The sequence below is a fragment of the Delftia lacustris genome (genome assembly GCF_040267515.1).
Classification (GTDB): Bacteria; Pseudomonadota; Gammaproteobacteria; order Burkholderiales; family Burkholderiaceae_C; genus Comamonas; species Comamonas tsuruhatensis.
Genome location: NZ_CP141274.1, coordinates 5,236,800 through 5,249,090, shown reverse-complemented (window position 1 = coordinate 5,249,090; position 12,291 = coordinate 5,236,800). Strand labels below are relative to the sequence as shown.

At 66.9% G+C, this 12,291-nt stretch carries 7 protein-coding genes and 1 CRISPR repeat array; of the genes, 4 read left to right on the top strand and 3 right to left on the bottom strand.

Going from position 1 to position 12,291, the window contains the following annotated elements; genetic code table 11:
• Nucleotides 1-151: 151 nt before the first annotated feature.
• Nucleotides 152-838 (top strand): helix-turn-helix transcriptional regulator, encoded by a 687-nt coding sequence (locus U6958_RS25495; protein WP_047325806.1) that lies wholly within the window; start codon nucleotides 152-154, stop codon nucleotides 836-838.
• Nucleotides 819-1,355: a DUF6036 family nucleotidyltransferase gene (locus U6958_RS25490; RefSeq protein ID WP_012204240.1), complete on the top strand. Its 537-nt coding sequence runs from the start codon at nucleotides 819-821 to the stop codon at nucleotides 1,353-1,355. The genes U6958_RS25495 and U6958_RS25490 overlap by 20 nt, the downstream gene beginning before the upstream one ends.
• Before the next feature lie 43 nt (nucleotides 1,356-1,398).
• Here the strand turns inward: U6958_RS25490 and mog are convergent, their stop codons facing one another.
• Both mog and yjgA read right to left on the bottom strand, forming a co-directional pair.
• Nucleotides 1,399-2,004: a molybdopterin adenylyltransferase gene (mog, locus tag U6958_RS25485; protein ID WP_074923158.1), complete on the bottom strand. Its 606-nt coding sequence runs from the start codon at nucleotides 2,002-2,004 to the stop codon at nucleotides 1,399-1,401.
• Entirely contained in the window at nucleotides 1,997-2,674 is a 678-nt protein-coding gene (gene yjgA / locus U6958_RS25480; RefSeq protein WP_016449652.1) for a ribosome biogenesis factor YjgA, read from the bottom strand. The genes mog and yjgA overlap by 8 nt, the downstream gene beginning before the upstream one ends.
• 66 nt (nucleotides 2,675-2,740) lie before the next feature.
• Here yjgA and pmbA point away from each other — a divergent pair, with 66 nt between their 5' ends.
• Both pmbA and U6958_RS25470 read left to right on the top strand, forming a co-directional pair.
• Nucleotides 2,741-4,150 (top strand): metalloprotease PmbA, encoded by a 1,410-nt coding sequence (gene pmbA / locus U6958_RS25475; protein ID WP_016453829.1) that lies wholly within the window; start codon nucleotides 2,741-2,743, stop codon nucleotides 4,148-4,150.
• Between the two features lie 283 nt (nucleotides 4,151-4,433).
• A CRISPR array of direct repeats spans nucleotides 4,434-6,712; the repeat unit is 32 nt; unit sequence GTCGCGCCCCGTGCGGGCGCGTGGATTGAAAC.
• A 219-nt stretch (nucleotides 6,713-6,931) separates the two neighbouring features.
• Complete coding sequence (locus U6958_RS25470) at nucleotides 6,932-8,659, top strand: methyl-accepting chemotaxis protein (protein WP_074923157.1); 1,728 nt, start codon at nucleotides 6,932-6,934, stop codon at nucleotides 8,657-8,659.
• A 55-nt stretch (nucleotides 8,660-8,714) separates the two neighbouring features.
• Here U6958_RS25470 and U6958_RS25465 read toward each other — a convergent pair whose 3' ends face one another.
• Nucleotides 8,715-12,080, bottom strand: a complete 3,366-nt coding sequence (locus U6958_RS25465; RefSeq protein ID WP_074923156.1) for a mechanosensitive ion channel domain-containing protein — start codon at nucleotides 12,078-12,080, stop codon at nucleotides 8,715-8,717.
• Nucleotides 12,081-12,291 lie beyond the last annotated feature (211 nt).

Here is a 12,291-nt window from a genome sequence, read left to right as displayed (position 1 = left end):
CGCCATGCGCTGCGCATCCCGGCCGTGGCTTGTGCGCGCGTCAGGACCTGCTTTTCCGTTCCTTGACCTGGGAATGCGAAAGCACTGGACTTGAATTAATTTGTATAAAAAAACAATCAAAAATTCAGGTTTTGCTTAGAATAATGGACAAATGAAAACGCCAGAAAAGTCCACCCTTCTTCAGCGCCAACTACTTTTGCAGTTCGGTGACCGGCTCAAGCGTCTGCGCAAGGAGCAGGGGCTGGGCACGGTCGAGATGGCCTCGCGCGTAGGTATATCCCGCAGCACGCTCGCTGCAGTCGAGTCCGGCGATCCCGGGCCATCCATGGGCACGTACCTGCGAGTCATGTCGGAACTGGGCATAGGGGGAGAATTGGCATTGCTGGCGGGCGACGCCCTGCAGCCCGCGCCCGCAGGAACTGCCGCAGCCCGTTCGCGCCATGCCAGGCCCGTCGTACAGGTTCTGGTGCGTGCGCAGGATGCGCGCCATGAAGTGCAGGATCTGCAAAGCCTCGCATTGCATGAAGAAGCCGTGCGCCTTGTGCGATCTGACCCGGCATTGCTGCAGCAGGCACAGGACACGTTGGAGAGGTGGTTGAGCCAGGGGGATTCGCATTCCGCCAGCCTGTGGAGGCAGTGGCAGGATGTCTTGCAAAATGGCCGCTGGCGCACCATCCTGGCCCGCACGCGAAGGGCCCAGGAACTGCGCCAGGCCTCGCCCCTGACATCGGTGCTGCCCGAACAGGTGCGCCAGCAGGTACTGGCGCAGGTGGGGGATCTCAAGCGGGGCGTTGCATTGGGAGATACAGGGCGGGCCTATGAACCGAGAGGATCTTGAGCACATCATTCGTGCGAGCGGGGATGTGACGAATGAGTATGAATTCGTCATCGTGGGAAGCCAGGCAATCCTGGGCTCCATCCCGTATCCCGAGCCGGTTTTCAAGATGTCCGCAGAGGCGGACATCTATCCGCTCAACGCTCCGGATCTGGCGGACCGGATCGACGGATCCATTGGCGAAGGCTCTCGCTTCCACGAGTCCAATGGCTACTACGCGCAGGGCGTGGGCCCGGACACGGCAGTGCTTGCCTCAGGCTGGCAAAACCGGCTGCACCGTATCCAGAACGGCAATACCAACGATCGCGTCGGCTATTGCCTTGATGTGCTGGATCTCTTTCTCTCCAAGGCCCAGGCGGGGCGCGACAAGGACCGGGTGTTTTGCATGGCACTGATGGAGCATGGCCATGTACAGGTCGATGCGGCACTGAAACTGGCAAGCAGCATGCCGTTGGGTGATGACGGCAAACGGCAATTGCGGGCCCGGATTCAGCGCTGGTTCAAGGGGCTGAAAAAATAAAAAGCAGCCCGCAGGCTGCTTGTCGATTGCCGTGTCCGCGCGATCAGGCCGCAGGTCGCGCGGTGCGCACTGCGCTCTTGGGGCGGAACGCCTTGCAGACGCTGTCGTCCGTTTCCAGATAGGGCCCGCCGATCAGGTCCACGCAATAGGGCACGGCCGCAAAGATGCCGTTGACCTTTTGCGTGCCATCGGGGTTCTTCAGACCTTCCAGGGTTTCGGCAATCGCCTTGGGCTGGCCCGGCAGGTTGATGATCAGGCTCTTGCCACGGATCACCGCCACCTGGCGCGACAGGATCGCCGTGGGCACAAAGGCCAGGCTGATCTGGCGCATCTGCTCGCCAAAGCCCGGCATTTCCTTGTCGGCCACGGCCAGCGTGGCTTCGGGCGTGACATCGCGCGGGGCGGGGCCGGTGCCGCCCGTGGTCAGCACCAGGCAGCAGCCTGCATCGACCAGCTCGATCAGCGTGGCGCTGATGCCGGCCTGCTCGTCGGGGATCAGGCGCGGCTCGAACGTGATGGGGTTCCTGAGCGCGCGGGTGAGCCAGTCCTGCAGGGCCGGCAGGCCCTTGTCCTCATAGACGCCGCTGCTGGCACGGTCGCTGATCGAAACGATGCCGATGCGCACGGCGTCATGGAAGGGCTCACTCATCGTCAGCTTCCTCGCCAGCGCCGTCACCGTCCTCGGCTGTCTCGCGGCCCGTGCCGCCCAACTGCTGGCGCACCAGCTGAAACAGATCGCGGTAGGCGCGGCCCTTGCGCTGGGCCAGGCCGGTGGATTCCTGCACATTGGCCTCATGGGCGCCCGGCATGTCCTTGCGGGCCTGGCGGATCAGGGCGCGCAGCTGCTGGGTGTCGGTGTCGGGGAAATGGTCCAGCCAGATGGACAGGGCCGATTCCTCGGCAATCAGGCGGTCGCGCCATTGCTCGGCCGCATGCAGGGCCATCTTCTCGGCGGCCGAGCCGTTGTGCTGCTCGTCCAGCGCGGCGCGCACGGCGGCGATCTCGGTCTCGTCCAGCTTGCGCATGAGCTTGCCGACGTACTGCATCTGGCGGCGCTTGCCTTCGAAATTGGTGATGCGCTTGGCCTCGGCCAGGGCATCGGCCAGCTGGTCGGGCAATTGCAGGCGCTTGAACAGGTCGGAGCGCAGCGTCAGCAAATCCTTGCCGAGGTCCTGCAAGGCGTCGGACTCGCGCTTGAGATCCGTCTTGCTGGAGTCGGGGGTGCCTTTGAGTTCGGCCTTGAGCTGCAGGTCGAGTTCGCTGCCTTCGGCAACGAAGTGACCTTTGACGTAGTAGCCTTTTTTGGGTTTGCGTGACATGGGGTAGGGGACAAATACAGTGGCGGCGCGGAGGGCGCTGCAGTGGCGGCTATCATAGCCGCCGCTATGAAAAAACCCCGTCCCCGCGCGGCAAGCACCGCCAAACCGCAGGCTGATTCCGGCTTCAGCTACAGCCAACCGTTTTTTGAAGATCTGGTGGACCGTGCCCTGGTCCACGCCAAGAAGCTCGGCGCAACCGACGCCGGAGCCGAGGCTTCCGAGGGCTGCGGCCTGAGCGTGAGTGTGCGCAAGGGGGCGCTGGAGACCGTGGAGCGCAACCGCGACAAGTCGCTGGGCGTGACCGTCTACCTGGGCAACCGCCGTGGCAACGCCAGCACCTCCGACTTCTCGGATGCCGCCATCCAGCAGACCGTGCAGGCCGCCTACGACATCGCGCGCTTCACGGCCGAAGATCCCATGGCCGGCCTGCCCGATGCGGCCGACATCGCCCCGCCCGGCACCCACCGCGACCTGCAGCTGTTCCACCCCTGGGAGCTGACCAGCGAGGCTGCGGCGCAGCTGGCGCTGCAGTGCGAAGAAGCTGCCCTGGGCACGCACAAGCGCATCACCAACAGCGAAGGCGCTGGCGTCTCGGCCCAGCAAAGCCATTTCTTCAGCGCCCATACCAATGGTTTCCGTGGCGGCTACGCCAGCTCGCGCCACAGCCTGTCGGTGGCGCCCATCGCATCGCTGCCCGGCCGCAATGGCGAGATGCAGCGCGATGCCTGGTACAGCTCCATGCGCAACGCGGCCGACCTGGCCTCGCCCGAAGCCGTGGGCCGCTACGCCGCCCAGCGCGCCCTGAGCCGCCTGGGCAGCCGCAAGATCCCGACCACCGAATGCCCGGTGCTGTTCGAGTCCACGCTGGCCGCCGGCCTGCTGGGCAGCTTCGTGCAGGCCGTCAGCGGCGGCGCGCTGTACCGCCGCAGCACCTTCCTGCTCGACTCGCTGGGCAAGCCCGTCTTCCCCAAGCACATCGACATCACGGAAGACCCCTTCATCCTCGGCGGCAAGGGCAGCTCGCCCTTCGACGAGGAAGGCGTGCGCGTGCAGGCCCGCAAGGTGGTGGATGCCGGCCGCGTCGAGGGCTACTTCCTGTCCAGCTACTCGGCACGCAAGCTGGGCATGAAGACCACCGGCAATGCCGGCGGATCGCACAACCTGGTCATGACCTCGCGCCGCACCAAGGCCGGCGACGACCTGCCCGCCATGCTCAAGAAGCTGGGCACGGGCCTGTTCGTGATCGAACTCATGGGCCAGGGCGTGAACTACGTGACCGGCGACTACTCGCGCGGCGTCAGCGGCTTCTGGGTGGAAAACGGCGAAATCGCCTTCCCCGTGCATGAGATCACCATCGCAGGCAACCTCAAGGACATGCTCAAGGGCATCGAGGCCGTGGGCGCGGATGCCTACAACTACGGCGCCAAGACCGTGGGCTCTATCCTGATCAACCGCATGAAGGTGGCTGGTAGCTGATCGGCTTGCGGCTGCGCATGCTGATGAAGAGCGGCTGAAAGGCCGCTTTTTTGTGGGCACCCAGTCACCGCGCGCCCCGGCTGCAGTTGGCCGCACCAGCTCGCGTCCCGCGAACCCCAAGTGACCTTTGTCCTCCCCTGAGGTTCGCATTTCTGCAAGCCGTTGTTTTTGTTGAGGCATCACTGCGTCTTTCGTGGTCCTTGCCGTTTTTCCGTGACAGAGCGCGCAGGTTCGCGATGGCGAAGCTTTTTTTGCAGTGGTACGGCTGGGTTATAAGCATGCCGTCGCGCCCCGTGCGGGCGCGTGGATTGAAACCTCATCCATGATTGAGCCTTTGAGCTCATCACCGTCGCGCCCCGTGCGGGCGCGTGGATTGAAACTTTTCCAGCGCATCGTCGCGCTCGTACCGCACAGTCGCGCCCCGTGCGGGCGCGTGGATTGAAACTTCGGTCGGCTCCCGACACGAACACCCCTCTTGATGTCGCGCCCCGTGCGGGCGCGTGGATTGAAACAGGCTCGGGCTGCTGCTGGGCCAACTGCTGCACCTGTCGCGCCCCGTGCGGGCGCGTGGATTGAAACATGACCGATCCCGTCGGTCAGTGGCTCTGCGCCAGGTCGCGCCCCGTGCGGGCGCGTGGATTGAAACGCGCACGGTCGGGATTTCCTCGGCCGCCGCTTCGAGGTCGCGCCCCGTGCGGGCGCGTGGATTGAAACATAGACCGTGGCGAAGGGCAGGTTCGCGACGCGGTCGCGCCCCGTGCGGGCGCGTGGATTGAAACCCAATGTGCCTGGTTTGTCGCTGCCGTGTCGTTGGTCGCGCCCCGTGCGGGCGCGTGGATTGAAACGAGGCGGCCATGGCCAGGTAGGCCACCTGCCAGGTCGCGCCCCGTGCGGGCGCGTGGATTGAAACATCCACACGGACCAGGCGCAGGTGCAGGTGACGGCGTCGCGCCCCGTGCGGGCGCGTGGATTGAAACTTCGCAGATGCATCGGACTGGCACCGCCTGATCGTCGCGCCCCGTGCGGGCGCGTGGATTGAAACATCCACACGGACCAGGCGCAGGTGCAGGTGACGGCGTCGCGCCCCGTGCGGGCGCGTGGATTGAAACTTCGCAGATGCATCGGACTGGCACCGCCTGATCGTCGCGCCCCGTGCGGGCGCGTGGATTGAAACAAGGTCAGGCCGTTGTCTATTCGGAACTGTCGCGTCGCGCCCCGTGCGGGCGCGTGGATTGAAACCACTTCTACGCCTGGTGGCAGGAACCCAACTACCGTCGCGCCCCGTGCGGGCGCGTGGATTGAAACTCCGTCTGGTCGGAAAACCGCTGCTGCCGCCTGGAGTCGTGCCCCGTGCGGGCGCGTGGATTGAAACCGGCCCAAGCAGGCGCGCGAGGCCATCAACGAATGTCGCGCCCCGTGCGGGCGCGTGGATTGAAACTTGAGGGGAGACTGCGGCGGCAGCAGCAGCCTCCGGTCGCGCCCCGTGCGGGCGCGTGGATTGAAACACGCTCACGGGCGAGAACACCCTGCTGGACCTGCGTCGCGCCCCGTGCGGGCGCGTGGATTGAAACTCGGTCCATTACACCGGCGCCGAGGCTACGGCCACGGTCGCGCCCCGTGCGGGCGCGTGGATTGAAACTCCAAAGACAAGGGCCTGCGGCCTCTGCTGTCGTAGTCGCGCCCCGTGCGGGCGCGTGGATTGAAACATCCTCGCGTGCTTGAGCCTGATCAGCGCCTCTGTCGCGCCCCGTGCGGGCGCGTGGATTGAAACTCGGTGCGATCAGGGACCATGGCGCGCACCCCATGTCGCGCCCCGTGCGGGCGCGTGGATTGAAACAGGTCTGATCGCTCACAGCTGCAGAGGCAAACGGCGTCGCGCCCCGTGCGGGCGCGTGGATTGAAACCACCTGCACCACTACATGGAGACCAGCCGCGAGGGTCGCGCCCCGTGCGGGCGCGTGGATTGAAACGCCAAGGCCTGGACGGCCGCCGGTCTGGATCTGGTCGCGCCCCGTGCGGGCGCGTGGATTGAAACTGGGCGAGTGAGCGCGCACGCATGCGCAGCTCGCGTCGCGCCCCGTGCGGGCGCGTGGATTGAAACCCGCACGCGAGGAAGCGTGCAGGGCTGTCACGGGTCGCGCCCCGTGCGGGCGCGTGGATTGAAACTTGAAGCCGCTGATATGGGTCTCGGGTATGCCCAGTCGCGCCCCGTGCGGGCGCGTGGATTGAAACCTCTTGATTCTCGGCCCGGTCTGCTTCCGGGTTGTCGTCGCGCCCCGTGCGGGCGCGTGGATTGAAACAATCTGCGCCAGCAAGACGACGAGCTCGAAGCGGTCGCGCCCCGTGCGGGCGCGTGGATTGAAACCACCACGGGCATTTCGGCTGCCTCCGATTCCTCCTGTCGCGCCCCGTGCGGGCGCGTGGATTGAAACAGCGATGGTGCGCGCCAGGGAGTAGGGCGCTTTGTCGCGCCCCGTGCGGGCGCGTGGATTGAAACCTGGGCCAGATGATCGAAGTCCTGGAGGGCGAAGTCGCGCCCCGTGCGGGCGCGTGGATTGAAGCATGGCCATCAAGCGCGAAATGACGGGTTCTGGCAATGGCTGGCAGCCCGATGCCTGCATGTCGGCAAGGCGCTGTCCTACTGGATGTGCAGGGTTTGGGAAGGCGACGCAACTGATTCAAATTGTCAAATTTGTTCCCGGATGTGTTTCTTCCGTGCCAGCAGTCTGGCCGGTTTGCGTAGGTGGTTCGAGGGAGAGCGACGTGGGTTTTCTGAGGCGTATGAAGTTGGGAACCATGCTGGGCATGGGTTTCCTTGCGGTGATCGTGGTCTGCGTGTGCGTGGCCGGCTTCGGCTGGATGAAGCTGCACGATCAGGGGGAGCAGTTGCGTGTTTTGGCCGAGGACCGCATGGGCAATCTGGCCCGGCTGCAATCGCTCAAGGACAACGCCAATGTGTCGGCGCGGGTGGTGCGCAATCTGGCGCTGATCACCGATCCGGCGCAGATGGCCGAGGAGAGCCGCCGGCTGGATGAGGTGGTTGCCAGGAACGGCCTGGTCATGAAGGAGTTGGACCAGCGCCTGCAGACCGAGCAGGCGCGCCGGCTCTTTGCCGACATACGGCAGGCGCGCCAGCCTTTCGTGGAGACCATGCGCCAGGCCGGGGACCTGGGCCTGGCCAACCAGGGCGATGCGGCCAGGGACCTGATCATGGGACGCCTGCGCGCCTTGCAGACGACCTATTTCGATGCGGTCGAGGCGCTGGTCTCCTACCAGAAGTCCCAGACACAGGCCACGGTGGACGGCTCCCTGCGCAGCGTGGCCGAAGACGGCGTGGCCATGCTGGTGCTGACGCTGCTGGCCGCCGCGCTGGGCTCTCTGGTGGCCTGGATGATCACCAGGACGGTCAAGCAGCAGCTGGGCGGAGAGCCCTCCTATGCCGCCGGGGTGGCGCGCCAGATCGCGCAGGGCGATTTGTCCGTGCGGGTGCAACTGGCGCCCGGAGACACCTCCAGCCTGCTGCACGCCATGGAGGACATGCGTGCCGGCCTGGCGCGCGTGGTCGCCGATGTGCGGCAAAGCAGCGAATCCATCGCGACCGGCGCCAGCCAGATCGCATCGGGCAATGCCGACCTGAGCCAGCGCACGGAGGAGCAGGCCAGCAATCTGGAGCAGACCGCCGCCTCCATGGAGGAGATGAACGCCACCGTCAAGCTCAATGCCGATACGGTGCGTACCGCCACCCAGCTGGCCGCATCGTCGAGCCAGGCCGCCACCGGCGGCGGCAAGATCGTGGACCGCGTTGTGGCCACCATGGAGCAGATCACCGCGAGTTCCCGGAAGATCGAGGACATCATCGGCGTGATCGACTCCATTGCCTTCCAGACCAACATCCTGGCGCTCAATGCCGCCGTGGAGGCAGCACGGGCGGGCGAGCAGGGGCGAGGCTTTGCCGTGGTGGCTTCCGAAGTGCGCAGTCTGGCCCAACGCAGCGCGGGGGCAGCCAAGGAGATCAAGGCCCTGATAGGTGAGAGCGTGTCCAAGGTGGACGAGGGCTCGGGCCTGGTGAGCGAGACGGGCTCCGCGATGAAGGACATCGTCCAGCAGGCGCAACGCGTTGCCGACCTGATCGGCGAAATAGGCGCGGCCACGGCCGAGCAGGCCGATGGTGTGGCGCAGGTGGGCGACGCCGTCGTACAGCTGGACCAGGTCACGCAGCAGAATGCGGCCCTGGTCGAGGAATCGGCGGCGGCTGCCGCAAGCTTGAACGCGCAGGCTGCCAAGCTGGTCGATCTGGTCAGTCTGTTCAAGCTGGACGGGGTGTCCTCGTCCGTGTCCCTGCCCGCGTCCTCACCGGCCCAGGCGCCAGCGCCAGCCGCCTCAGGCAGCAAGGGCGGCCAGCGGACGAAGGCGTCCCCAGCGGCACCCAGGGTTGCTGCAGCGCCTGCCAAGGTCACCCCGCTGCGCAATGCGGGCGAGCGTGTGGACGAGAACTGGGAAGTGTTCTGACCGCGAGCGCGGCAATGCCGCGCTTTGCGCATAGAACCGGGGGGGCTTGTCGGCCTCATGCCGTCGGATGGGGTGGGGTCTGCCCAGATGCCTGCCCCGGTGCATGGGCCGGTGCATGGGCCGGTGCATGGGCCGGCATGTTACGCACATGCAGGTCCAGCTGCGGGAAGGCCACGGCAATGCCAGCGTCCTTGAGCCGGTCGTTGACGCGGCGGTTGAGGTCGTGGCGCACGGGCAGGCGGTCTTCGACCTTGCCCACGTAGGCGCGCAGCTCGAAGCGCTGGCCGTTGCCTTCCAGCGCCATGAACCAGCAGTTGGGCTCGGGCTCGCGCAGCACCTGGGGGTGCTCCCTGGCAATGTCCAGCAGCATGTTGCGCACCTGCTCGGGGTCGTTGCCGTGGGCCACGGGCACGTCGATCACCAGGCGGGTCACGTCGTCGCTCAAGGTCCAGTTCGTCACCTGGCCGGTGATGAAGGTCTTGTTGGGGATGACGATTTCCTTGTTGTCGAAGTCCAGCACCGTGGTGGCCCGCGTGCGGATGCGCGTGACGGTGCCGGTGAGGGTGTCGATGGTGATGACATCGCCCACGCGGAAGGGCCGCTCCACCAGCAGGATCAGGCCCGAGACGAAGTTGGCGAAGATCTCCTGCAGGCCGAAGCCCAGGCCCACGGTGAGCGCCGCCACCATCCACTGCAGCTGGCCCCAGCGCAGGCCCAGCAGCGTGAAGGCGCTGACCGTGCCCGCGATGGTGATGGCGTAGCGCGCCAGCGTGGCCAGGGTGTAGCGCGCGGAGCTGCTGATGCGGTTGGAGGCCGACAACGTCACTTCCAGCAGGCCCGGCAGGTTGCGTGCAAAGCTGAAGGTCAGCAGCAGGATCATCACGCCCAGCAGCGCATCCATCAGGCTCACGGGGGCGGCATGCGCGATGCCGTCGGCGCCGGTGTTGGTGGTGTACCAGAGCACCACGCCTTCGGAGCGCAGCAGCGCAGGCAGCACGGGCAGCCAGGCGTAGACCAGGGTCAGCACGACCAGCACCTGCTGCAGCAGGCCCAGCAGCCGGTGCGCCTGGGCGCCCACGGTGACCAGGGCCATCTGGGTGGCTTCGTCGGTGGGGGCCTTGCCGGTGTCCACGCCCGAGCCGCTCTGGGCCAGCCTGGCGGCTTCGCGCAGCCGGTTCAGCGCCAGGCGCCGCTCGCCCAGCAGCAGCCAGCGCCGCAGCAGGTTGACCACGACCTCGACCGCGCCCAGGAACACGAAGCTGGCCATCAGGGCCTGGATGACTTCGGTGGCCGTGTAGACATAGCCGAGCACGATGCCCACGGCCAGCGCGCTGAGCATGAGCATCAGCACCACGCTGACGATCTGGCCCCAGTGGATGCCGGGCCGCTTTTGCTGCATGACACGGCGAAAGTACAGCCAGGCCATCCAGGCCAGGCCCAGCGACAGCATGAGGATGGAGATGCGCCCCCAGGTGCTGATGGCGTGGTTGTCATGGCTGTAGAAGGCCAGGCCGCCCAGCAGTTCGGCAGGCACGATCAGCCAGGCGGCGCGGCGCACCATCTGGCGCAGCATCTGCACGCGAGCAGCCGGCCAGCCGAAGTGGGCCAGTGCCAGCCCGCCTGGGCAGAACAGGGCGTTGAGCAAGGTGGCCACGAAGATGAAATCGCTGAGCTGGACCAGGGTGGCGCCCAGCGGCTCCAACGCCGTGCCCACGGTTTCGGGGCCTTGCAGCAGGCTGCCCAGCGCCGCGGCCGCAAAGCTCCAGGGCAGGGTGTAGAGCAGGCTCCAGCCCAGCGCCAGCAGGCTCAGCCCGAAGTGGTCGCGCATGAAGTCGCCCACGCGCACGGCGATGGACTGCAGCTGGCGCAGCGCGTAGCGGCGCAGGCCCAGCAGCAGGGCCACGATCAGGCCGACGGCGCCAAAGGCCCAGGGATCGTTCCAGATGCTGGCGGCCAGGGCGCGCGCGGTTTTCCAGGGCGAGCTGCTGCCTTCGATGTCCTGCTCCAGCGCCTGCCACTCGCTGAGCCAGGTACGGTCCATGGGGCGGTGGCTGGGGAACCACAGCAGCTCCTTGTCCAGCACCTGGCGCAACTCATTGCCGCTGCGCAGGGCCGCGCGCAGTGCGTCGTCAGTCTGCTCCAGCACGGCGATGCGGCGCAGCAACACCGGCTGCAGTTGGTCGGTGAGTGCCACCTGCCGGGCCAGCAAAGCGGTCTGCTGGGCCGATACCGTGGCGTTGGCGGCCGGCTCCGGTGCCGCCACGCCGCCTGCATCCGCAGCGTCGGCCGGGGCCTGTGCCGCCGTGTCCGCGCCAGGGTTCTGGCGCCATTTGCTGGAGTTGAACAGTGTCAGGCGCAGCTCGGCCAGCTGGCGCTGCACGGCCCGGTGCCTGGCCTGCAGGGTGCTGCCGGAGGACAGCTCCACGCGCTGCTGCCACAGCCACTGGCCCACGGCCGCGCTGCCACCGCCCAGCCGCAGGCGTGCCTGGGTGTCGCGCAGCGTGGCGCTCAACTGGTCACGCACATATTCGTCATTGGCCAGGGTCTTGCGCTCCTGCGCCAGTTCATTGGAGTTCTTGAGGATCTGCGCGGCCAGCGCCGCATTGCGCTGGGCCAGGTCGCGTATGGCGGGATCGGCGGCGGAAGCGTGCTGGGCGGCCAGCTCCATCTCCTGCACCTGCTGCTCCAGTTGCTGGCGGCTGCGCTCGGCAATGCGCTGGGTCAGCCAGGCGGCGCGCGGCATGCGCTCGAGCAGCTCGCGGCGCTGGGCCTGCAGCTGGGCGGCCAGCAGGCGCTGGCGGGCTTCGATGGTGGACTGCTCTTCCTGGCGCAGCGCCAGCTCCAGCAGGGCGCGGCGGTGCTCTGCGCTGCGCCTTGCCTGGCGGGCCTGGGTGAGGTCGGGGGCTTCGCCGGGCTCGGCGGTCACGGGCTCGGCGTTTTCCTGGGCGCGCTGCTGCAGTATGGACAGATCGATGCGCCCCGGGCCGGGCTGCGAGACCAGGTTGGCCTGGTCGGCCGCGGATTTCTCGATGCCGGCGTTGAGGGCGGCAATGGCATCGCGCTCGTCGGCCAGCAGGCGTTCCAGCACTTCCTGGCTGGCGTTGGCGGGAACGCGTTCCTTCCAGCGATCGAACAGGCTGCCCAGCTGCTCGTCGCTCAGCGGCGCGGGCAGGGCCGGCACGGGCGTGCGTGCCCTGGCGCGCATGCGGTCCAGTTCCTGGGCCAGCGCATCGGCTTCCTTTGTGGCCGAGGCGGCGGCATCGAGCTGGGTCTGAATGGCGTTGCTTCGTTCCTTGTCGGACGCGGAGCCGCCGCCCAGGGTGCCCTGCAAGGCACCCAAAGGGCCTGCTGCCGGTGCGGCCTTGGCCAGGCCCGGTGCCAGCAGGCACAGCAGCAGGCACAGGGCCCACAGCAGGTGCATCGGCGTGACGGCAGCCAGTTTGCGCGATGGGCGACCGGCGGCAAGTAGGGGGTTGTCGGCAGGAGACATCGGTTCTGAATTCGGGCCTGTGCCGCTGTGTGAGTGCGGACTATCATTTGTCAAAAGTGGGAGCGTGAGGCGCTGTATTCACGGGCCTTGCTGCAGGCCCGGCTGGCTCAAGCCCCTGTCCCGGCGCCGCAAAAAGCGGGGT